Origin of the sequence: Vibrio azureus, assembly GCF_002849855.1 — a bacterium.
GTDB classification, from domain to species: Bacteria; Pseudomonadota; Gammaproteobacteria; order Enterobacterales; family Vibrionaceae; genus Vibrio; species Vibrio azureus.
Genome location: NZ_CP018616.1, coordinates 1410504 through 1433715, shown reverse-complemented (window position 1 = coordinate 1433715; position 23212 = coordinate 1410504). Strand labels below are relative to the sequence as shown.

At 40.4% G+C, this 23212-nt stretch carries 17 protein-coding genes; 11 read left to right on the top strand and 6 right to left on the bottom strand.

Annotated elements, in window-relative coordinates:
- Positions 1-476 precede the first annotated feature (476 nt).
- Both BS333_RS06580 and BS333_RS06575 read left to right on the top strand, forming a co-directional pair.
- Positions 477-1523, top strand: a complete 1047-nt coding sequence (locus BS333_RS06580; protein ID WP_021708464.1) for a zinc-dependent alcohol dehydrogenase family protein — start codon at positions 477-479, stop codon at positions 1521-1523.
- 5 nt (positions 1524-1528) lie between these two features.
- On the top strand, positions 1529-1792 hold the full coding sequence (locus BS333_RS06575; RefSeq protein ID WP_021708465.1) for a CBU_0592 family membrane protein: 264 nt from the start codon (positions 1529-1531) through the stop codon (positions 1790-1792).
- A gap of 175 nt (positions 1793-1967) precedes the next feature.
- Here the strand turns inward: BS333_RS06575 and BS333_RS06570 are convergent, their stop codons facing one another.
- Complete coding sequence (locus BS333_RS06570) at positions 1968-3254, bottom strand: MipA/OmpV family protein (RefSeq protein WP_227739182.1); 1287 nt, start codon at positions 3252-3254, stop codon at positions 1968-1970.
- Between the two features lie 256 nt (positions 3255-3510).
- Here BS333_RS06570 and BS333_RS06565 point away from each other — a divergent pair, with 256 nt between their 5' ends.
- Positions 3511-5592 carry a M4 family metallopeptidase gene (locus BS333_RS06565; protein ID WP_021708467.1) on the top strand — a complete coding sequence of 694 codons (2082 nt, stop codon included), beginning with the start codon at positions 3511-3513 and terminating at the stop codon, positions 5590-5592.
- 121 nt (positions 5593-5713) lie between these two features.
- On the opposite strand, the gene BS333_RS06560 is transcribed toward BS333_RS06565, so the two are convergent.
- Positions 5714-7543 (bottom strand): ricin-type beta-trefoil lectin domain protein, encoded by a 1830-nt coding sequence (locus BS333_RS06560; RefSeq protein ID WP_021708468.1) that lies wholly within the window; start codon positions 7541-7543, stop codon positions 5714-5716.
- A 295-nt stretch (positions 7544-7838) separates the two neighbouring features.
- Between BS333_RS06560 and BS333_RS06555 the strand changes: the two genes are divergently transcribed.
- Complete coding sequence (locus BS333_RS06555; RefSeq protein ID WP_021708469.1) at positions 7839-8192, top strand: VC1380 family protein; 354 nt, start codon at positions 7839-7841, stop codon at positions 8190-8192.
- A gap of 186 nt (positions 8193-8378) precedes the next feature.
- A complete protein-coding gene (locus BS333_RS06550; protein ID WP_021708470.1) occupies positions 8379-8834 on the top strand; it encodes a tellurite resistance TerB family protein in 456 nt (151 codons plus the stop codon).
- Between the two features lie 80 nt (positions 8835-8914).
- On the opposite strand, the gene BS333_RS06545 is transcribed toward BS333_RS06550, so the two are convergent.
- The gene (locus BS333_RS06545) at positions 8915-9445 is read right to left on the bottom strand and encodes a 3'-5' exonuclease (RefSeq protein ID WP_021708471.1); all 531 of its coding nucleotides are present in this window, start codon (positions 9443-9445) and stop codon (positions 8915-8917) included.
- Positions 9446-9524: 79 nt separating this feature from the next.
- On the bottom strand, positions 9525-11066 hold the full coding sequence (locus BS333_RS06540) for a sensor domain-containing diguanylate cyclase (protein WP_021708472.1): 1542 nt from the start codon (positions 11064-11066) through the stop codon (positions 9525-9527).
- 543 nt (positions 11067-11609) lie between these two features.
- Here BS333_RS06540 and BS333_RS06535 point away from each other — a divergent pair.
- From BS333_RS06535 to BS333_RS06520, 4 genes are all read left to right on the top strand, one after another.
- Entirely contained in the window at positions 11610-12242 is a 633-nt protein-coding gene (locus tag BS333_RS06535) for a DUF2760 domain-containing protein (protein ID WP_021708473.1), read from the top strand.
- Positions 12242-14191 carry an Hsp70 family protein gene (locus BS333_RS06530; RefSeq protein ID WP_021708474.1) on the top strand — a complete coding sequence of 650 codons (1950 nt, stop codon included), beginning with the start codon at positions 12242-12244 and terminating at the stop codon, positions 14189-14191. The genes BS333_RS06535 and BS333_RS06530 overlap by 1 nt, the downstream gene beginning before the upstream one ends.
- Before the next feature lie 71 nt (positions 14192-14262).
- Complete coding sequence (locus BS333_RS06525; RefSeq protein ID WP_021708475.1) at positions 14263-17112, top strand: Hsp70 family protein; 2850 nt, start codon at positions 14263-14265, stop codon at positions 17110-17112.
- A 275-nt stretch (positions 17113-17387) separates the two neighbouring features.
- Positions 17388-17936 (top strand): MSHA operon transcriptional regulator, encoded by a 549-nt coding sequence (locus BS333_RS06520; protein ID WP_021708476.1) that lies wholly within the window; start codon positions 17388-17390, stop codon positions 17934-17936.
- A gap of 84 nt (positions 17937-18020) precedes the next feature.
- Here BS333_RS06520 and BS333_RS06515 read toward each other — a convergent pair whose 3' ends face one another.
- Both BS333_RS06515 and BS333_RS06510 read right to left on the bottom strand, forming a co-directional pair.
- Positions 18021-18236: a hypothetical protein gene (locus BS333_RS06515; RefSeq protein ID WP_021708477.1), complete on the bottom strand. Its 216-nt coding sequence runs from the start codon at positions 18234-18236 to the stop codon at positions 18021-18023.
- Positions 18237-18676: 440 nt separating this feature from the next.
- The gene (locus tag BS333_RS06510) at positions 18677-19279 is read right to left on the bottom strand and encodes a 2OG-Fe(II) oxygenase (RefSeq protein ID WP_021708478.1); all 603 of its coding nucleotides are present in this window, start codon (positions 19277-19279) and stop codon (positions 18677-18679) included.
- Positions 19280-19557: 278 nt separating this feature from the next.
- Between BS333_RS06510 and BS333_RS06505 the strand changes: the two genes are divergently transcribed.
- Together BS333_RS06505 and BS333_RS06495 are read left to right on the top strand one after the other, a co-directional pair.
- Positions 19558-20502 (top strand): LysR family transcriptional regulator, encoded by a 945-nt coding sequence (locus BS333_RS06505; protein ID WP_021708479.1) that lies wholly within the window; start codon positions 19558-19560, stop codon positions 20500-20502.
- Positions 20503-21479: 977 nt separating this feature from the next.
- Positions 21480-23183: an EAL domain-containing protein gene (locus tag BS333_RS06495; protein ID WP_033003328.1), complete on the top strand. Its 1704-nt coding sequence runs from the start codon at positions 21480-21482 to the stop codon at positions 23181-23183.
- Positions 23184-23212: the final 29 nt, after the last annotated feature.

The following is a 23212-nucleotide window of genomic DNA, read 5'->3' as shown; positions in this document are numbered from 1 at the left end:
TTACACTAAGCCGATTGTAACACACGAGACGAAAAACGAGATAATAGAAAGGCTTGTATAGCCAAAATTTCATTTAGCTAGCACCCGTTACTGTTCATTCTTTTTATACCTATACCCAAAGGATCTCAAAATGCTTGATTCAGAGAAAAATCACCAAGTCGAATTCAAGAAAGACAGCTAAGCGGAATAGCAGGCTCTTTCTTATTTTTGTAAGAAGAATGGCTGTCTGACACAAGAGGTCAAATCAGTGACACGCTCCCAAAGGGCGGGCAACATTCAGTAATCGATTTTACAAAACAAAATCTAACACATTGAATTATAAATAAATTAATATCATCTTAATCATTAACTTTCCAATTAAATCATTGATCACAATATTGCTACATTTTACATACATTTTGTTTTCACAATGCGTAATCACAAGTTAGTCTGCCTCAGCCCATGTCAGGGTGCTAGATAACTAATAAGGAATAACAATGAAAGCATATGTATACGATGGCGAAAGCAAAGCAACTTTAGAAGAAAGACCAATTCCAACAGTAGTTAATGCTACTGATGCTGTAGTGAGAATCGAAAAGACCACCATTTGTGGTACGGATCTGCATATACTTAGAAATAACGTAGCCACATTCAAACCGGGCACAATCTTAGGTCATGAAGGTGTTGGTATCATTGAGGAATGTGGCGATCTTGTTCATAACTTTAAAGTCGGAGACCGTGTTATCATTTCGTGCATCACTTCATGTGGTGGTTGTTCAATGTGCCAAAAGTCTAACTTTGGTCAATGTCTCAATGGCGGCTGGTTGCTGGGTAACGAAATCGATGGTTGCCAAGCTGAATATGTCAGAATCCCATATGCAGATAATAGTTTGCATCTGGTGCCTGAAGATATCGATGTCGATTCTCTTGTACTGCTCAGTGATATCTTCCCAACAGGATATGAAGTCGGGGTTCTAGACGGCCAAGTTAAGCCAGGATGTTCTGTTGCGGTCATTGGCTGTGGACCTGTTGGTCTTGCAGCATTGATGACATCTAAGTTCCTCACACCATCAGAAATCTATGCCATCGATAATAACCCACACCGTTTAGAAGTTGCACGTGAAATGGGCGCGACTCATACCATAAACAATTCTGAAGGAACGGCTGTACAACAAATTCTTGATATGACTGATGACGTTGGTGTTGATGTTGTTATTGAAGCCATCGGCATTCCTGCAGGCTGGGATATGTCACAAAAACTTGTTCGTCCTGGCGGTAATATTGCAGTACTGGGTGTACACGGCAAGCCAGCTACAATTAACCTTGAAGACATGTGGAAACGCAATTTCACAATGACGGCAGGTCTCGTTCACACTCATACTATTCCTATGTTAATCAAACAAATTCGTGCTGGACACCTCAATCCTAAACAACTTTGCAGCCATGCTTTCGATCTTTCACAAGTCGCCGAAGCTTATGACACCTTTATTCATGCTGGCGATCACTGTTCATTAAAAGTAATCATCAGTAATACAGAGGGATAATTTTGATGATCGATGCAGAAACCGCCAATAATATTTGCGCCGTTGCCGTTTTTCTTCTTTTAGTGGCATTTTTTCTTAACATGTTTAATTACATGTCACATGAAAGTCGCACCTATTTATTGATGAATGCTATTGGTGGCTTAGTCGCCGCTTGGTGTTCATGGCACTTAGATGTAATGCCTTTTGTCATTCTTGAAGGGACATGGGGGCTAATTGCATTGTATAAATTTCTCAACATTCAATTTATACGCAAAGCTTCTGTTACCTGAGGTCGGATATAGGCGTATTGCTTAACTGTTTAATAAACAAACAAAGAAATAAAGATAACATGCCCAAGCTTCCTTACTGTTGTTTGGGCAAGTTCACATTCGTGGTTCTTTAATATACCCAAGTAACCTCAGGTTCTAGATGTCAGAGCATCTGAGGTTACTTGGGTATAAATGTTTAAAATTCAAACTGAATGTAAACAGTATTGTAATTGCTGCCACCTTTAATACGACCGAACTGAGAAGCCTTCTCAAAAATAGCAGACCGATGATGGAGTGAATATCCTAACCAAATATTCTCCCACTCTTTGTTATTGAATAAATCTCCGACATTAACATCCAAAGAAAAGTCTAAATAGTTAAGCAGTTTACTTGGGGTATAGCCTTTCTCATCCATTTCGATACCTTCAATATAGGTAATATTGTCGATGTATGACAGACCTTCCGCAAATCCAAAACGCCATTGAGTTGGCCAATCAAATGTGTAATAAGCCTTAATCGCCATAACGAGCTCAGTACTTGAGGACTGTTGGCTAGACGACCAATGATGTGCGATACCTGGTGTAGCAAACAACTCCAGCGGAAAACCGAACAAACTTTCTGTTAATGGGTAACCGTAAAATAAAGAAGAAAGTTGATGGTTGTATTTGTCCTTTTGACTGTTTAGCTTAAATATATCACCTATATTGGACGGTGTTGCCCAACCATGTGCAATGCGTAGATACTGCTCACTATTCAATTGTTTTTTGTCAGGTTGATTTTTATCATTAAAGAATCCAAAACCAAGGTATACTTCACTTTGATAACGGTCCTTAACGACCGAACTATTAAATGCCTCATTGTCCAGTCTAGTAACACTCGCTCCCCCTAATAAGTACAAGTTAGAAGTGACGTGGTAACGCCCTTTAACGCCTAGGCGAGTATCAGTACCAGCGCCTATGGATTCGCCAGTAACATCTTTAAAAGAATAATATTCACTATTGAAATCCGCTGTTTTGTACCTAAATGTCAAGTCAGATTCAACTTCTAAGGCCCCTAGTTCATAATAGGTCGCTAACCGAAAATTTGAGTGATGTTGCCCCTCGTCATCCGACATGATCTCTAAATCTGTTCGCCAATGGTTGTTTAGCCTGTATTGCCACTGAAGGCCTGCATCAACCCGATCCCCTTCATAAGCATTTTGTACTGACATCGGTATATCAACAAATCTTAAACGCATCAATGCACTGACAAGCCAGTCAGATTGCTTGTTGCCATATAAAAACACACCGCCTTCGATACCATTGAGATAAACGTACTCATTTTCAAAAAACATCATCGGCACAAATGTACTGACAGTTGAGTCATCGTTCACAGTATCAAAAGGAATCGTCGCCGTTCTTGACAACGCTGCGATACCCCATGTGTTTTCAAAGCTCTCGTCATTGGCAGAGGCAGATTCCGAGGCAAAGCAAAGCGAGTAAATTAATACGGATATCGAAGATATTTTCAAACTATTCACTATGGCTAACTCAATCAATCAAAAGTCTCCACTATACAGAACGACAGATGGAAAATGAATATTCAAATTACTGGACTAAGATCTCTACAGCAAACTTATTTCCTGAATCGAAATCAAATCTATAAAACTAAACCTTACTCTTTGTGTGACTAAAAAGGTAAAGTCAACGCGACTGATATGAATTCGGTTGCAGATAAATAATTAAGAGGTAGGTTACATCATGAAATACTTAACTATTTTTGCCCTTGCTCCACTCACCTTCCACATAAATGCAGCACATGTTATTGATCATTCTTCGATCGACCTGTCCGGTGTCATTCTCGAAGCCAGTCAAACATCCAACTCAAATTCAGAGCTGGCACAAAGCTACAGTGAACTCGGTCATGTTCAACTTGACAATCAATCTTTTACTCGTAAACAACAGCTATTTTATGGTGTCCCAGTCTATGGCTATTCCATTGTCTCTGATGATTCTTCTCAAGGCTACCATAGCACTATCGCTGGTGAAGTCGTTGTAGGTTTAGAAGGCGATATAGAATCAACTCTACCAATGATTAATCAACAACAAGCGATAAGCATTGCGAGTGATTTTAACCACGCAAATAATGGGGCCAGAACCGTTGCTCCAAGCTTTGCAAATTCAGGAGCTGATACTGCACAACTGATGGTCTGGCTCGATGAAGAGCAAACAGCACACCTCGCATACAAAGTCGATGCTCAACGCTTCAATGGACAAACCCCTTCAAGACCGATTACTTTCGTTGATGCAAAAACCGGTGACGTTTTAGATTCATGGGAAGGTATTGCTTTTCAAAAAGCAGAAGGCCCAGGTGGAAATACTAAGAGTGGTCGTTACTATTTTGGCACGAATACTAAATTTGGTGGCTTTGATGTCAATAGTCGTTGCCAATTTGATAGCCCAACCGTTGTTACTTATGACATGAAAAATCAACAATGGGGCGGACAGGTTCACCGTTTCAACTGCCAAGTAAACAACTATCGTCAAATTAACGGTGCCTACGCTCCGATGAATGATGCTCATTACTTTGGACAGCGAACGTTTGATATGTATGAGGAATGGTTGAATACTCGCCCTATTAGTCAAAAACTCTCAATGCGTGTGCATTACGGAAGTAACTACGGCAATGCTTTCTGGGATGGCAGACAAATGACGTTTGGCGATGGAAATAATTATATGTACCCACTTGCCACTTGGGATGTCATTGCTCATGAAGTCAGTCATGGCTTTACTGAACAAAACTCTGGTTTAGAGTATCGTGGTATGTCGGGCGGGATGAATGAATCTTTTTCAGATGTAGCCGCCGCAGCTCTAGCGCAATATGTTCATGGCGAGTTCAACTGGAAAATGGGCGAACATGTTATGAAAAACGCTTCTGCTATGCGTTATTTTATAGAGCCTAGTCAGGATGGAATGTCAATTGGTCATGCTAGCCGATACTATAATGGCATTGATGTTCATCATAGTTCTGGTGTTTTTAATAAAGCCTTTTATCACCTTGCAACAAGCCAAGGCTGGGATATCCAAAAAGCCTTTAAAGCTTATGCAGTTGCGAACCAACTGTTCTGGACTCCTCGCTCAACCTTCCAACAAGGTGCAGAAGGCGTATGTAAAGCATCAGAAAAATTAGGTTACAACGGCCAAGCGGTCAGCAATGCATTTAATCAAGTGGGTATATCGGTACATTGTGGTTCTGGACAACCTTCACCAAGACCTAATCCATCACCAAGGCCTAACCCATCACCCACTCCGAATCCAACGCCTCAACCTTCTCCTAATGGCGACGTGATTGAAATTACACTTGATAATCCAGTACTGATCAATAACCAATCAAATGAGCAACGTTATATCTTAAGAAATGCTTCAGTTAATGACCTTTGGGTACAAACAAATGGAGGGACGGGAGACGTTACACTCTACACTACAATAAGACGTCCTGTGTCGAGCTCAGATTACGATTGCATGTCTTCAGCAGGTGGTAATAATGAGTACTGTGGTTATGGCGGTATTCAAGGTACTGATATTCAAATCCTCGTCACTGGAGCACAGAGCACAAACAATGCTTATATTGCTGTCAGTGAGTCGATCTCATTCCCTCAGGGGCCACAACAAGAGCCTCATGATCTTTGCAGTGGTCTGGGAGAATGGTCTTTAAATACCTATTACCCTGCTGGTTCATCAGTACAATATTGGGGTAATAAATTCACTACTGGTTCAGACTCTTGGGGACAAAACCCATTCGGTGGTTTCTCAACATGGATTCACCAAGGTTTGTGTGATTAGTTTATCTTTCAGGTCAACATCGGTTTAACCTTCGGTGAATAGATTCAAGCCTGAACGAAAAGACAATGCCCTGACAGAGTCAGGGCATTGAATGAGCTCAAGGTTTAGCCTTCAAGCACCATCATTCGAAATACCATTGACTTCCATTAATATCAGCTTCAACAAGCCACGTTCTAGAATTCCATCTTATCGCATTGTCGAGTTGATTTTTGAGCTGCCCGTTTGACCATCGCCATTTTTGCGTGATGCTGTTATTACACAATTCCATCGTAATATAGATACCACTCTGATCTAGGCAGAGCTCTGGAGTCGCGCGGTTGATCAGTTGACCAGAAGACGTTAACTTCCACTGTTGATTCTCCCCATAATGGCAACGCCAACCATAAACATTAGAACCCATGCCTTTTTCGGTTTCCGCAACTTCTACATCTAAGCACTGCGTTCGATCAGAAGTGTTCGTTTTGATTCGTTTCCATGAATTATCTTGACCGCTATCTTGTGAAGAAGCGGTAAATAAAGCTTTCACTATCGATGTTAGAGGCTGGCTATAACGGGCAGCTTTAGGAGCCTGCGTTTGCCAATGTTGAGGAACGGGTTGTGACAGGTCCCACCCTCCCCAGCCATCGTAATAAGATTGCGCTTCTTCATTAGGTAATGGTGTCCACAAAAAATCAGGGTGACGATTTTGATACCATTCACCGCCAATAGTATTGCCACTTTCGTCCAGTTCTAAATCATAGAAATAAGTTACCCTTGTCACCCCATCATAGTTGGGGTTATCGGAAGTACGATGCGTCGGCCTTGTCTCAACCATGTATTCTACGGTCATTTTTACCCCAACAACATACTCTGCATTATTTGCTCGGTATTGAGAAAAACGATCATTTTGATAGTTTTGTAATGGGATCACGACCTCAGCAGGATTAGACGATGAAGTGTGCGTTTGCGGATTAAAATACTGAACTTGATACCCCAACAACGGCTGGTTCCAAACCTGGTAATCAAACGTCGCATCCATGATCAAACTGCGTTCAGAAATGCCTAACTGGTTTAGTACAGCAAGGTGCCAACTGGCTGGGTTATTGTCATGACAATTTGGATCGATCACACGACCATTCTCATCTTTTTCTGGATTTTGAATATTACACCGTCCACCAATAAAGCGTGAATCAAAGGGAGCTTCTGACCATAATAGTGTGCCCAACGCTTTAATATCAGAAGGATAAAATGTCAGCGATTCTCCATTAGCATCTGGAACAACGACGGTATTTTTAGGCCGAGGTAACATATAAGCAGCGGCAGCCCATCCATGACAAAGCCCCATCCACCTTTCGACATGACCACTTGATTCATAATACCCTCTGCCCGCATCCCATGATTTCTTAGTCAAGGTAAATTCGCCATCCCCAACCAACAGATCGTATTTTTCACTCGGAGACAGATCCTGTCGAGCATTCCCCTGATAATAGCTGACGGGCTTATTAATATGACTAAAGTCGTAATATTGTTTCCATGTGGATGCTCTCAACTCTCTATCCGCATAGCGCCAAGCTGCACCGCCGGAATACAGTGGCCAGTATGTGTCAGACCATGGTTGAGAATGTAAACGCTTGACGTTTGGCGTGGTATTGTGCAACTGATACAGGTTGCGAACTAAAGCTTGGCCAGCATCAACCAGTCTTGCAGGATCATCATTGCTTCTCCTAGCAGAAAGTGAACGACGCTCTCTAGAAGTGGACTTTTCTATGATAGCGTCTCTCACTTCCTTCCGATAAACATCTAGATTTTCAATCTCACTTGATGGGTTATACGCCCCTCGCTTAACCGGCAGTGCATCCATCACTGCTTGAGGATTTTCTTGAAAGGCTTGCATAAATTCTTTTATGCTTTGTTCTCCGGAAAGCGCAGCAAACGACGGCACCCAACAGAGCAATGTAACGATCTTCTTCATTTCAGCATTCCCTACTCACTTTGGTTATCAACATGTCCAAAATTCATTAGTAACAATTATCATTCAGGTTGAATGCAGGAGATGAATAAATCAATCAGTAGATCGTTATAATCATTCGAAACGTGATTCTATCTGGCAATAAAAAACACTTTAAATGTGTTAAATAATTAGAATAAAAAATATCAATAGTATTAATGGGTTAATTATTCCTCTGTAAATTCCATTTAGCTTTATCTAAATTCATCGGTACAATGGCATGCATAATTGAATTCAACCCAATCAAAAGCCTGTCACAGTGAAAGCATCAGAACTCAACATTATCATTAGCCAATTGCTCCAACAGCACGACCCCGATGTTGTAATGGGAGAAGAATGGCTACCTGAGCGATTAGAAGATACCCACTTCGATGGCAATATGCTTTTTTTACATTTTGATAATGCACCTGAAGATAACCAAGGGGATGAAGAAGGTCGTGGCTTCGTGACTCATGAAATCGAGCTTATCCGTTGGCGTTTGTCTCAAATTCTTCAAGAAACCAGCTCACATACATCTAAAGTCGATGCATTATTAGCTCTGTTTTTAATGGGGCATGAATTAAGCAGTTCACAGGTCCTAGAAATACTTGAAAACAATCCGCTAGAGTCATAAGTTAATGGAAATAAACAAGCTATAGAAAGAAATAATGGCATCGACAAACTGGCTCAAGGCGATATTCAAATACCTCTGTCGTTAAGGTATGTACATAAACATTCACTCATTCAAGCGAATACGAGTCAAACTTGAGATTTCTTTGATTAGGGCTCATCTTAATAAAAAAGGCCAATAGGAAAATTTATGTTTAACAAACTCACATCTCTGTTTAAACAACTTATTGAGGGAGCTGATTTGGGTCAATCTACGGCGCTGTCTCCAAACCTAGCCATTGCCTGCTTACTGTGTGAAGTTGCTGATGCCGATCATAATGTTGATGAAAAAGAGCTACATACACAACGTGTCTTGCTTAAAAAGCTGCTTTCCTTAAATGAACAGCAAGTCGTTACTCTACTGGAGGAAGCACAAAAGATTTCAAACGATTCAGCCTCATTGTATGACTTCACGTCACAATTAAGAACACTTTCTCAGCAAACACGATACGAGCTGATAAAAAGTATGTGGGAGGTAGCTTTTGCTGACGGAGAGCTCGATCCTATTGAAGAAGCGGTGATTCGTAAAACCGCAGAACTTCTTTATGTGGATCATAGCGAGTTTATCCGAGCAAAACTTCAATCTGATGGCAATCTTGACCAATAAACGTTTATCTTACCTCTGCATTAAAACATGGTACGTTAAAATATGGGTATATTGAAACATAGGTCCTACATTGCAGACACTTACAACATAACAAGGGCGAGTTTTGCGAGATTATAAGCGTCCACGTAACCAGAGTGCTGACGCCCTTCCCAATCAATACCTTTGCTCTCCTGCGCTACTCGGTGGCCAATGCGTTTATCTTTAAGTCGGTTTTGGATACGATAAAGAGTGGCTAAATTAATGAACTCCGTAAAAGGGAGCGCAATCCCTTTGTCGTTGCACTCTTTAATTAAAATTTGATCATCACGTCCCCATGAGGCATAAATCTTATTCCTACCACCAAAATTCTTCACTATGGATTTAAGTACCTCTTCCAATGGTCTTCCTTGTTTTTCGATTTTACGCGGCGTAATACCTGTCAATTCAGCACAAAAAAGCGATACTTCATCTTGTTCAGGTTTGACATAATACTGTGCTCGCTTAACGATCTCACCAGAGGATAAATCAACTTCTGCTAGCCCTATTTCAATGATTTCTCCCGTACGGCCTACGCCATTTTCACTCCAACAGCACATTTCTAAATCGAAGCAGACGATACGGTTATGATTCATAAATTGACCTAATAAAAAGCGAATTGAGTTAGACGTATATTACCTTAACTGAAGATCAAACTCGAATTTCTGAGATGAATTAATCACCAATTGACACTGAGTTACGCCCATTTTCTTTGCAACAATACATCTGTTTATCCATTTTATTGTACAAACTCTCGGACTCTTCACCTTGATAAATAACAGCGCCAATACTAAGCGAACAACATATAGGCTGTCCTTTGTACAAAAATGAAGTACTTGCAATACGTTGCCTGATTTTGTCTAAATAAGACCGAAGCTGAGTCTTATCAGAAAGTTGCGAAATAATACAAAATTCATCGCCGCCAGAGCGATACAGTTTATCCCCTTCCAACAGTTGTTCCACAATCAGATCAGTGACATGGTTTAACGTTTCATCCCCTGCTAGGTGACCATAACCGTCATTGACTGATTTAAAGTGATCAATATCGAAACCTATTAACGAAAATTTATGTTTTTGCTTAACCTGATTGGCTAAGTCATCATTGAATTTACGCCGATTGTATTGCTGTGTAAGTGGATCTCTCTCTGCCATCCACTTCAATTGGGAGGTTTTACGTTCCAACATAGCAGACAGTCGTTCTTTCTCTCGAGACTGCAAGCTGATGATATAAGCAATTAAACAGGCAATTAAAAAACCAGAAAGTGCGATGGAATAAAGGACTGTTCTTTCCCAAGTTAAGAGTGTTGCTGAAAGCTTAAAATCAATCTGCCATTCTCTATTAGATAACATCACTTTTCTACTAATGCTTTCCCCATCAATGTCATCCCAATCTTCACTCTTAAACAGCACAGGATCGTCATTAGCGTCAAACCCTAAATCCTTAACCTTCAAGGACATTTTCATTTCGCTGGCTGTTTTTGTCACTAGGTCTCTAAAATAAATGTAGCTGCGAAGCACACCTACGACAACACCTAAAAACTCATGAGAATCATAACTAAATACTGGATGATAGACTAAGAGTCCACTCTTACTTACTGATTTATCATAACCATCTTGAAGCAAGCGAACTTTATCGGAAATATTAGGCCGTTCATAAGTGTGTAAATCGTTCAGAACCAAATCAAACCGCTCACGTGATGAATAAAAGCCTAATAAAGATAGGTTTTGCTTTGTTCTTGGGTATATGTCCGACAAAATAAACAAGGGTTTACCTGCTTCAAGAATATTTCCTGTTACTCTTTCGCCTGTCGACAGCACAGTAAACACTTCAAAGTCAGAATGTGTACTTTTGACACTTTCAATATAAGATTCAACTTGATCTGGCTCAACACGCTGTAGCCACTGTAAAGCAATTAAACTGTTTGAGTTTTCTATAACTTGCTTAGCAAAAAAAGGAAACTGGTCCCAATAGCTTTGGTCGACAGAATGAAAAAAGTTTGCACCCGCCCCAATAAAAGCCAAATCATTCTCAATTGCATTTTGTAGAGCATCGGCTTGACGATCTGCCATTGTATTTAAAATCGTCCTAGTATACCGAGACTGAATCTCAGCAGCAGCGAGAATCACACCAGCAGTAGTGACTAAAACCGCCAGAAAACCCATAACCGATGCCATAGAGTGTCTGAAAAGATAATGTTTAATTGTTCGAATACTCATACCAGTTCATGCCATCATGCTTTGAAATCTTTATTCCCAAGCCACCTTAAAGTACGTGTTCAGCGTGATGACCTTAGATCCCAGGCACAGCAACGATTTGTAGATATAGCGGTTCTACATTGAGAATCGTTTAACAAAGCCTGAGATTTAAGGTCACTCGCTCTTTGATTGCGTGTCACTGAATCAAGCATTTTGAGGTCACTTGGGTATAGCTACTTTATAAACAGCCTTTGCTGGCAGGTAAAAGCCAGGCAAATTGTCTGATTTTATCGTTCAGTGGTGTTTTTTCATGCTAATCATGAACCATATCGACGAATTATTACAGCCTTAAAGATTGAATATGCTAACATTCATCATCATTTTAGTATCTAACTTAATTAAAACGCTAAAGTCGATGATAAAACGTATTTCTAATTTAGTGTTGTGTTTGAGCAGCGCTAAACTCATGAGCCCAACAAACATAAATGGGTAAACCTAGAAAGTGAATCGTCTTCGTTAGTTCCGATACTTAACATCAATGAATCAATAAAAGAGTAAAATGTCATGAACATTGATTTGAACCTCATTCCACCTACTTTCGATATGCTCCATGCAGGCCTCGCAGCTTCTGCCCTATTACTTCTTCTTTGGTTAGTCGCTCGAAAACCTAAAGTCATCGAAAAAACAATAGAAAAGCCTGTAGAGAAAATCATCGAGGTTGAAAAGCCGGTTGAGAAAATCGTCGAAGTTGAAAAGGTTATCGAAGTCGAGAAAGTGGTCGAAAAAGTCGTTGAAGTCGAATCTAAGTTGGCAACCGCTTCTACTGATTCAGCAATGCAGTTGCTGACCTTAATGCAACAAGAAGCGCGTCTGATTGATTTCTTAAAAGAAGACCTCACTGCATTTTCTGATGAAGAGGTCGGAGCCGCGGCCCGAGTTATTCATTCTGGTGGTCAAAAAGTCTTAGGTGATTATGTCACTCTTGCTCATATTCGTAACGAAGAAGAAGAAACACGCATTACCATCGAAGAAGGCTTCAACGCTCAAGAAGTTCGCTTAACTGGCAACGTTACGGGGCACGCACCTTTTACTGGTACATTGATCCACAAAGGCTGGAAAGCAACGTCGATGAACTTACCTAAATTAGCAGAGAATTACGACGCAAGTATCATCGCACCAGCCGAGGTTGAATTGTGATGAGTAATACACAAGTCGTCAATGATGAAGGACTAGAAAATATGGCACCTAAATATAGCGTAGGTATCGACTTAGGCACCACCCACTGTGTTCTGTCTTTTGTTGATACCCAAGACGAAAACGCACGCGTACAAGTGATGCCTATTCCTCAACTTACTGCTCCAGGAACAGTAGAAAATCGCAGTCAATTAGGCTCGTTTTTATATCAACCTCATGAGCATGAAATGAGCCCACAATCTCGAGTTTTACCATGGTCAAGTGAGCCCACCGCTCTAGTGGGTGCCATCGCGCGTAATCTAGGTGCAAAGACCCCAATTCGTTTAATATCAAGTGCCAAGTCTTGGCTCTGTCACGCAGGCGTCAATCGTCGTGAGGCATTTTTGCCTGCTGGTAGCCCTGAAGAAGTTGAGAAAGTATCACCACTTCGTGCCACAGAATTGTATCTAGAGCATTTGAAAGAAGCCTGGAATTATGAGCACCCTGAGCATTGCCTCAGTGAGCAAGATATCACGATTACTGTTCCTGCTTCCTTTGATCCTGCTGCAAGAGACCTAACGGCTGAAGCGGCTCGCAATATTGGATTTGTTCATCTCACGCTTTTAGAGGAACCTCAAGCCGCCCTTTATAATTGGATTGATAATAGTAATGACAAATGGCGCGAAGAAGTTGAAGTGGGTGACATTGTGCTGGTCATCGATATCGGCGGGGGGACCACCGATTTATCTTTAGTCGAAGTGACCGAAGATAATGGTAATCTAAGTCTCAATCGAATTGCTGTTGGCGAACATATTCTCCTCGGTGGAGACAATATGGACTTAGCGCTCGCCTATCGCCTAAAAATGAAACTCGCGCAAGAAGGTAAAGAGCTTCAGCCATGGCAAGTTCAAGCCATGATGCACGCATGCCGAGATGCAAAAGAAGACCTTCTAAATGACGCTGACCTTCAGTCTGTACCTATTGTTGTCCCTAGCCGTGGTTCTAAATTACTGGGGGCAACTCTTAAAACTGAGCTGACTCAAGAAGAAGTACAACAAACTCTCGTCGACGGCTTTTTTCCTTCCGTGTCGATAACTGAACACCCGATTCATCGTAATCGCGGAGCATTAACGCAAATGGGTCTGCCTTATGCACAAGACGCCGGAATTACACGTCACATCGCAGGCTTTCTCTCTAAGCAAGCGAATGCTCTGAACTCTGACAAGAGCAAAGAGACCAATGCTGGTCAAGATTTTAATCCCTTCGCTAATATGCCAGGAATGCCTGGTTCAGAGCCCACCGTATCTGCTGACTTCATTAAGCCAACCGCTATACTGTTCAATGGCGGCGTATTAAAATCGACACTTCTTGCTTCCCGTTTAGAAGACACCATCAATGAATGGTTGCTTGAAGCTGACGCAGAGATGGCAAAACCTCTTACCGGTGTTGATCTTGACCTTGCTGTGGCCAATGGTGCTGCTTACTATGGAGCAGTGCGAAGAGGCCAAGGCGTCCGAATTCGTGGTGGTATCGCTTCTGCTTATTATGTCGGCATCGAGAGTGCCATGCCTGCAATCCCTGGCATGGATCCCCCAATGGAAGCACTTTGTGTGGCTCCTTTTGGTATGGAAGAGGGTTCAAGTGTTGATGTCCCAAGTCAAGAATTTGGTCTGATCATTGGCCAACCAGTAAACTTTCAGTTCTTTGGTTCTACCGTCCGTCGTGAAGATATTGCAGGAACTCATCTCGATTATTGGTCTCCCGAGGAACTGGAAGAACTTCCAGAAATTCAAGTGACTCTTTCTGCCTCTGAAGGGCGACGTGAGGGAGAAGTCGTTCCTGTCACACTGGCTTCAAGAGTTACGGAACTTGGCACACTTTATTTAGAAGCAATTGCCTCAGACAATGGCCAAACATGGCATGTAGAGTTTGATGTTCGTGATGATGCAAGCGGTCATTCAGATAATTCATAATTAAAGCTTCAACGGCACCTTCCCGGTGCCGTTTTTAATACTAAAAGGCTTGTTAATACAAAAAGGTTTTTATGGCACCTCCTCGTTTTCTTGTTGGTATTGACCTTGGGACTACCAATACCGTTGTGGCTTATTGTGAGCTTACTAATAACCTCTCACAGTCCAACGTTTCTATATTTGAAATCGATCAACTAATTGGTCCTGGTGAAGTCGTGCGCAAACCCTTATTGCCCTCATTTCGCTACCATCCAGCAAAAGAGCAGGTCTCACCTTCGGACCTGACTCTCCCATGGGAAAATCAGCCCGTCAAAGGAGACATCCACCACATCATTATCGGTGAATGGGCAAGAGAACTAGGAGCTAAAGTTGAGGGGCGTCAAGTATACAGCGCCAAGAGTTGGTTATCGCATAATGCTGTTGATCGCCATTCTGCTATCCTGCCATGGGCAAGCACACAGGATGTCGAAAAAGTATCACCGATTGTTGCTAGCAGCAGTTACTTAAATCATATCCGCCAAGCGTGGAACTATCGTAACCCGAGCAATAAATTAGAAGATCAAGAGGTGGTTATCACCGTACCCGCCTCATTTGATGAAACAGCACGACAATATACCCTTGATGCTGCAGAACTGGCTGGTTTAAGAAATATTGTTTTATTGGAAGAGCCGCAAGCGGTTTGCTACGACTGGTATACACGCCACCAAAACAGTGCAAGCCAAGATTTAATCAATAGCCCTCTCATTCTTGTTTGTGATGTAGGTGGTGGTACAACTGACTTAAGCCTAATCGAAGCACGCTTTACTGATCAAGACGAGTCCAATGGTAATAATCTCGCCCTTAACCGGATTGGCGTAGGCGAACACTTAATGTTGGGAGGCGATAATCTAGATTTGGCGTTAGCTCATCTAGCTGAAAGTCGCTTTGAGCATAACAAAAAGCTAACAGCAGCTAACTTAACTAAACTGATTCAGCAGACTCGAAGCGCAAAAGAAAAATTACTTGTCATTCACTCACCAGATGAAGTTAGAATTACCATGTTAGGTAGTGGTTCAAAGCTACTAAGTAGTACTAAAAGTATTACGCTGTTCAAGGATGAAGTGCATCAAATCGCTTTAGATGGTTTTTTTCCTCTGTCCAATTTTAACGAATTACCCAACAGACGACGCAGCGCAGTTGTTGAGTTCGGTCTGCCTTTCGCCTCTGAACCTGCTGTCAGTAAACATATTGCAGAATTTTTAAACCAACACCAACAAGTCTCACGCGCAGCTTTAGGCATTGAGAACAATGAGCAAGATGCTATCCCCGTGGCTTTATTATTAAATGGTGGTGTTTTTAATAGTGAGCTTATCACTGAACGAATGACAGAACTCCTCTCGAGTTGGCGTGGTGAACCGATCACGATTTTGGATAACCCTCACCCTAATTTATCTGTTGCTTTTGGTGCTGTGGCATTTGCTAAAGCACGACATGGTTCGCATTTAAAAATTGGTGGTGGTTCGGCACGTTCCTATTTCTTACATCTACAGCAAAAAAACCAATCACCGCAAGCGCTTTGTTTACTCGCCAAAGGAACAGAGGAAGGTCACGAAATACGCCTAAGTGGTCGTCGTTTCTCATTAACACTCGGTGAGCCAGTACGATTTAATTTACTGACTTCTATTCATGACACTCTAAATCAAAGTACTCCAATTAAAAATGGTGAAATGATTAATGTAGAGCCGGACTTGTTCACCCCTCTTCCCCCCTACATAACGACTCTTGAAGGTGAAGGTCTTCAACTTGAGGCTAATCAAAAAGAGCGAGTGGAGGTTCAACTCGCTTGTAAACTCACAGAAGTAGGCACATTAAATATGGAATGTGTCAGCACTATAGATGACAATAAACGTTGGAAACTTGAATTCGAAGTGCGCAATCAGGAGTTGGATGAGCATGATATTTTTCAACTTCCCCCTCGTCTCAATGAATGTAAAGCACTTATTTCACGCCTTTATAGTGGCAATAAAAAAAGTGCTGAAACATCAGAAATAAAAACATTAACAAAGTCCCTTGAGAAAAAGTTAGGCAAAAAAGATGAGTGGGATTTTGTCACCCTTCGTCAGCTTTTTGATGCCTTTGCACAAGGGAGAAAACGTCGCCGTCGCTCTGAGCCACATGAAAAGAACTGGCTAAGGCTTACTGGTTTTACTTTAAGACCTGGCTTTGGTGACCCGACTGACTCATGGCGTATAGAACAAATTTGGCCTCTTTATCAACAAAATATCCAATTCAAAAATCATCAAGGCTGGACTGACTGGTGGGTATTTTGGCGTCGTATTGCTGGCGGTTTAAGCCAAGAACAGCAAGAAACAATATTGGCTGATATTGCAAAATACTTACACCCCGGAGCGATGAAAAACCCACAATCAGCAAAACTTGCTCAAGATATGGGCTATGAATCCATGGTACGTTTATCTGCTTCACTGGAACACTTGGAATTAGAAGATAAAGCTCTACTAGTCACATGGTTCTTAAGTAAAGCGATGAATACCAGCCAATTTTTGCAAGCTCACTGGTGGGCAATAGGTCGCTTGGCCTCTCGTACCCCTTTGTATGGAAGTCAGCATAATATTATTCCGAGAGAACAAGTTGAGCAGTGGCTGCCAAAGATCTTAGAGCAAAACTGGCAAAAAGAACCGATGATTGGTTTTGCTGCCGTTATGATTTGCCGTAAAACTGGTGATCGTCATTGCGATATTGCCGATGATTTACGCGAAGTTGTGTTGCAAAAATTAAAGCAAAGTAAAGTTCCAGATTCTTGGATATCAATGGTTCAGGAGGTACAAGTACTCTCTAAGCAAGATTCAAAGCGTGTTTTTGGTGATACTTTACCAAACGGCTTATCTTTAGTGAACACATCAGAAAGTTCAATATCAGGGTCTTAATTCCTATGCCCAGGTAACCCTAAGTTGCTTGGGTATAATTAAAGTGAAATCATATTCAGCTAAATAGACACCGATAAAAACCTAAAAGTGTGAGGTATTTTACAATTCCTGTGTAACCTGCCCTCTTCCATTGCTAAAGTTAGCTTATTTTTTTATTTCTTACCTATTATTGACATAAGCTCTCGCTATTAAATACTCGTTCATTGTAGAATCACACTGTTAATACCCACTATTAGGTCAACTTAAAATAGGCCGCTAATTTCTGAACTATTCACATGGATCAAGATAAATTTACTAATATATACCGCTTACCGGGGTCGCTACAAATTCGAATCGCTAGATGGCAAAGAACATTTCGTGGCACTTCCGATCTGGTTCTTCATCAAGCGTTGATAGAGCGTAACCGCCAGTTCAAAAACCCAGCGTTTTTACCTAAAGGCTGGTGTATATGCCCTGTTGATGAAAAAGATATCACTATTACTCATCATGGTAAGTATATTCAAACGGTGATGAGAACAATGATCGACAGAAAAGTCTCTTACAAACGCCTTTTCCTATCAAGAATAGATGAAGGGATAGCAGAAGGTGTACTTCGTGAATACAAGCTTGAATGGGTAAAAAAGCATAACCAAATTGCGAAAAGATATAACCAGATCAAGAAGAAGGAGTATATCCATTTCGCAAAAGAAGAAGAAGAGACCCTTTATCCCTCAATACCCAAAGCAGAGTTTGACAAGGCGCTTTGGAACAGACTGGTGATTTCGCAATTTGGTCCAGAGAAGAAATATAAAAATCCGCACTATGTCCGCAAAGCTGCGTTTTGAATACCATCGAGATAACTCTCAAAAACTTACAAACGCAGCTTGGCTAAAATTCATGAGGCAAAGCCACATATTGTTACCACTAAATTAGTATGGGGCTTTATCACCAAAGTCGACTTCTTTATAGATGTCTGCAAGTGACTTTTTTCCCTGACCTTGCTTAGTAAAAGGACATTTAGAGTTGCTATTGAAATCTTGTTCACGCAGAGCAAGTTCATGATCCTTAGCAGATTCAACGAACTCAGAACTTGCAAGTGCTTGTTGGCGTAAGCGGTTTACTCTTTCAAGGGTTTCCCAAAACATAATTCACCTCCAAACGATGAACTGTACATATGTACAGTATTGTTCAATGTTACCTTTCAGTCAACATAACTGGGAATATAAATTTTACCTTTACTCTTAAATTAACCTACAAACAAAATACATAATCAGTGTACAAAGTAAAAACAATTTCTTGCCAATCTTTTCACCAACTCGTTGTTTGTTTTTTGATCTAGGTTAAAAAAACAACATACGTATGCATATTGGCTAAACCGCTCATACATATTTACATTAATAACAGTAACGCTTATCACTTATTGAAAAGGCCTTAGGTATAATAAATAAAAATGACAGACTTAAACAACAAAAGCGATTTATTAACAATCATTAATATTAAAGTTTTGTTTATCTCCAAGTGACATCAAAGACGTTTGATTCAGTCTATCTCGAGGTCACTTTGGGTTAAAACAGCATGAACAATGTTAATGTGCGATATCTAACTGATTATCTTTAACACCATTAATGCGAAACCATCCTGCAATACTAAACCTCTCAGCATTAGTTGGAAGAACTTCATGTGGGAAACGTTCTGAGAAAAACACCAGTAAACGCCCTCCTTTCGGGGGTATCGTAACCAGTCTATTATCAGCAAGATCGTACACAACCAGCTCCCCTGCATCGTCCTCTTTCCACTCATCGTTGAGATAAAAAACGGTGGTTAATCGTCGATTTTCATTCCCTTTGAAGCTATCAAGATGTTTCTGATAAAAGTCACCTTTTTCATACTTAGCAAAGTGCGCCTCATACTCAAATAAGCCAAGGAAGAAATTTCGATTAGCTTCCAGCCTAACCTGTTCCATTTTGTCTAAAAAATCAGAGACAGGTTTCCCCATGGTTGGTTTTAGCCATTGAATTTTATCACTACGAACAGATTCAAGCCTTATCGCACCATCGTTTCTGCCAATCCGAGCTCGATGCCATTCTTCTGGTATACATTCACGTAGTGCTGAGACCTCCTGCTGTGAAAAAAAGTCATCCCAAATATAGTAGCCATGCGTTGATAAAGCATCGATCATCTTTTCCATTTTCTTAACTCTTTCTATTGGATGAAAGTGGTCTTATAAAGAATTTGAATGAACACAACAACTGCAATTTTTTGTCGAGACGATAAAAATTTAATTGACTTTTTCCATTAAAAATAAGTAGCACAAAAGCGAAGTAGCGATGCTTGGGTATAGATAGATTAGGTAGAAAAATATAGTCAACCTTTGTAAAAACTTAATATCGTATTTTTCGTGTCACAGAATAGTATTTGCTAGTTTGTTACTGATATAATGAAGAAAAATCGTAAAATAGTTTGCTAATGGATTACATCACTCTTTCTCGAATCAGTTTAAAGCACCTCACTACCTTACATATGCTTCTCACCACTCATAGTGTTACATTAGCTGCTGAACAACTTTGTGTTACACCTTCAAGTGTGAGTAAAACTTTAGGACAACTGCGCATCATCCTAAAAGACGAGTTATTTTACAGAGACGGTTCAAGGTTAGTTCCTACCCCTTTTGCTCTTAATATTGGCCCTTCTGTTCATGGTATTTTATCGAGTATGAACGGTTTACTCTACCAAGGAGCATTTAATCCAGCTTATTTTCAAGGCAGTTTCTCACTGGCTATGCGAGAAAGTACCTTTGAGCTTTTTGCACCAATGATCAGCAATCTTTCCCAGCAAATGGGCAATAATGCCAGCTTAAATATATACTCGAAACAAGAGATGAGCTTTGACGCGCTCTTAAGAGGACAAGTTGATTTCATGCTCTTACCACATGATATCAGCCAACCTATTTTTAAGCATAAAGACTTGGTATGGCAAAAGATTTTAGAAGATGAAATGGTTTGTCTGATGGGAAGCCAAAACCCATTGGCTCAAAAAGAGTTAACGATTGAAAACTACCTTTGCGCTAGACACATTGGCGTGACTGACAAAGATCTTTCAAAGCCATTTTTTGAACATAACTTAACTCAATTCCACACCAATAGAAACATTGCAATCCAAGTTGCTGACTTTGGATCAGCTGCGGTGATGTGTCATCACTCTAATTTCTTGTTTACGTGCTCTAAAATGTGGGCCAACCAAGCCATTCAAGCAAGAGGTTTAGAACTGAAGCCTCTCCCTTTTAATTATGGCAAAGCAGCCTATAGTTTAGTTTGGAATAAAACAAGTCTTAACGATCCAGCCCTGAGCTGGCTTCAAAAACAGGTTCTTGATTCTTGTAAAGTGATCACTGGCTGTTGTATGACAAAGTGACCTCGCTCTCAATCAGGCGTCTTGAGGTCACTTGGGGATAAATGAGCGAAGAGAAGAGATAAGGTAGATTCCCCACTGGGTAAAAGCCGCCACGATTGTGAATGACTTGATACCAAACGAGCATAGTATTAATGAAGCCGCCGCTATTTTTAATGAATTTATCATGACTGACTTCCATACAACATTCGCAGTGGGTGCACTCCTTTTAAGCCAAACAACGTTGTTGTTTTTGTTGAATACCAGTGATTTTATTACTACTTCACTTTGACCTTTAGCAAAAAAAGGAAGTCAAGATGAGCCTTACTACACTGATAATTCAAACCCTGAAAAAGTAAAAGTTAAATGTACCAACAAATAACCCAGAGTTTGTTAAACAGAAGTTCCAGCTGACAGAGCGCTATCGATGCAAAAACATTTACAAAAGCAATAACCAATACCAGAAAGAACAAATCAGGGTTATATGATACTCCCCTACTCGCCCTGTCACTATTGAAAAAAACAAAAACATCAATTTCCAGTTTGGAAACATCAACTCACTGCTCCTTGCATTCAAAGGTGGGCTAAAACAAGCTACTGATAATTATAGTATTATGGTTAAAAATTCCAAAACTGGGGGCTCAATCAATAACTGTACACAACATATCAATTTAGTATTGACGTCTTTTTATAAAAACTGGTTATATGTTAATAGCAGTAGTTTAAAGTCATGCAATCGGCCTTAATTGGAAAATAGCTTAAGAAGATATGTGAAACTTTTGGATCAAAGTCTCCAACGAACACTCCAAACTGACTCAAGCCTTCAGTTATGTATTGGCTTAACTCATACGGACATTGGTTATAAATAACTACCCAGACATTAATTATTCTATTTAATCAAAGAGTTAAATAGAATATATGTCACTACATTTACCTTTGCTCGATGTGCTGCGACTTTTTTGGAAACTTAAATCATGGAAAGTAATCTTTTGATACAAACAATGAGCTCTGATAATCCCATCACTTATTCAGATTTCCTCAAAATAGTTGAACAACGGTGTATCAATTTAATTGATATATTTAGTGAAGGCTTTTTTTATATGGACGAAACTGGAAAAGTCATTTTACATAATCAAGAATTTTATAAGCAATTTGGACTTCAATCTGGCCATATCGATATTGATCGTTGGTTAAGTTTGGTTCACCCGCTGGATAGGTTAAATTTATCGACTAAGGTTGAGCAACACATATCGACAGATCAAGTGCGCGAAGCTGCTCTTTATCGTGTACGAAAAACGAATGGCCAATATATGTGGCTTGAAGGGATTGCGATCACGCAAAAAACTCATCTTGGACACCATATGGTTGGGATTCACCGGGATATTTCCGAACGTAAACTGATGGAAAGCTATTTCCAAAGAGTTGCTTTCCATGACAATGCATCAGGAGTACCCAACCGTGCACGCATGTTGCTTGATATCACACAGCTTTGTAAAACAAATAATGCCAGTATTTCCATTTTTTATATTCAAATCGTTAACGTCAAATCATACCTAAATCAATATGGAAGTGAATTAGTCAATGAACTTGTCGAGAAGTTGTTGGTGACTCTCAGCGATCAGCCTTTACCTAATACGCAAGTATATCGTGTTCAAGACGATAGTTTTGCCTTACTGCTCGAAGGAAGTCTATCCATTGAGGCATTGACAACGTATGCAAGTCGAATCAAAGAAGATTATTCAACAGCGGTAAAAGAAGCAGGCTTTCATCTAGGAAGTAACATAAGTATTGGTTTATACCCCTCTATTAATTTAGACCACTCCGCAGAGGAAAACCTGCAAAAAAGTGCACGTACTTGTCGCTATGCTCAGGAAAAGAAGCCTGACAGTATTGCGGTTTATAGCCTGAGTACCCAAAAAGCCGTTGACCGTTACTTTTTCATTAAGCAAGGCTTACAAAACGCTTTAGAAAAACAGAGTCTTAGTGTTAAGTTTCAGCCTATTATATGCTCTCAATCGGGAGAGATTAGTAGCTTCGAGTCACTTGTTAGATGGAATAGTGAAGAATTTGGTGAAATTTTCCCCGATGAGTTTATTCCTGTCGCGGAAAAAAAAGGACTCATCATGGAGCTAGGGTATCAAGTTTTTACCAAAGCATGCCTTTTTATCAATGAATATCGTCAGCGCCATCAAACTCCAGTCCGTATCAACGTTAATGTTTCCGCTTTACAACTACTCAAAAGTGAGTTTCCAACCAATATCAAACATATCGCCTATACCAATAAGGTAGAGCCACAAGATATTGTTCTTGAGCTAACAGAGACATTTATCTTAGATAATAATCAAGCCGCCATTCATGCTTTAAATACCCTAAACCAACTAGGCTTCGCTCTATCTCTCGATGATTTCGGTGCTGGCTACAGTTCACTTCATTGCTTCTTTGATCTACCTATGACACAAATTAAGATAGATAAATCCATGGCGCGGAAAGCACTTAACAATCCACTTTCCTATAAGTATCTGCATTTTTTGATCAATTTATGTCAAGAGCAAGATATCGAAGTGGTTATTGAAGGTGTAGAAGACCAAGAAATGTATGAGTTTTTTAGAAAAATGAAAGCCGACTTTCTTCAAGGTTATTACTTTTCAAGTCCACTGAGTGAGAAAGACGCAAAGGAATGGTCAAAGGTAAACCTTAAATCTTAAATATTATTTACCCAAGTCAACTTAAGTTG

Coding starts and splice junctions, on each gene's coding strand:
- BS333_RS06580 (WP_021708464.1), top strand. CDS start 477: ATGAAAGCATATGTATACGATGGCGAAAGCAAAGCAACTTTAGAAGAA.
- BS333_RS06575 (WP_021708465.1), top strand. CDS start 1,529: ATGATCGATGCAGAAACCGCCAATAATATTTGCGCCGTTGCCGTTTTT.
- BS333_RS06565 (WP_021708467.1), top strand. CDS start 3,511: ATGAAATACTTAACTATTTTTGCCCTTGCTCCACTCACCTTCCACATA.
- BS333_RS06560 (WP_021708468.1), bottom strand. CDS start 7,543: ATGAAGAAGATCGTTACATTGCTCTGTTGGGTGCCGTCGTTTGCTGCG.
- BS333_RS06550 (WP_021708470.1), top strand. CDS start 8,379: ATGTTTAACAAACTCACATCTCTGTTTAAACAACTTATTGAGGGAGCT.
- BS333_RS06545 (WP_021708471.1), bottom strand. CDS start 9,445: ATGAATCATAACCGTATCGTCTGCTTCGATTTAGAAATGTGCTGTTGG.
- BS333_RS06540 (WP_021708472.1), bottom strand. CDS start 11,066: ATGAGTATTCGAACAATTAAACATTATCTTTTCAGACACTCTATGGCA.
- BS333_RS06535 (WP_021708473.1), top strand. CDS start 11,610: ATGAACATTGATTTGAACCTCATTCCACCTACTTTCGATATGCTCCAT.
- BS333_RS06530 (WP_021708474.1), top strand. CDS start 12,242: ATGAGTAATACACAAGTCGTCAATGATGAAGGACTAGAAAATATGGCA.
- BS333_RS06525 (WP_021708475.1), top strand. CDS start 14,263: ATGGCACCTCCTCGTTTTCTTGTTGGTATTGACCTTGGGACTACCAAT.
- BS333_RS06520 (WP_021708476.1), top strand. CDS start 17,388: ATGGATCAAGATAAATTTACTAATATATACCGCTTACCGGGGTCGCTA.
- BS333_RS06515 (WP_021708477.1), bottom strand. CDS start 18,236: ATGTTTTGGGAAACCCTTGAAAGAGTAAACCGCTTACGCCAACAAGCA.
- BS333_RS06510 (WP_021708478.1), bottom strand. CDS start 19,279: ATGGAAAAGATGATCGATGCTTTATCAACGCATGGCTACTATATTTGG.
- BS333_RS06505 (WP_021708479.1), top strand. CDS start 19,558: ATGGATTACATCACTCTTTCTCGAATCAGTTTAAAGCACCTCACTACC.
- BS333_RS06495 (WP_033003328.1), top strand. CDS start 21,480: ATGAGCTCTGATAATCCCATCACTTATTCAGATTTCCTCAAAATAGTT.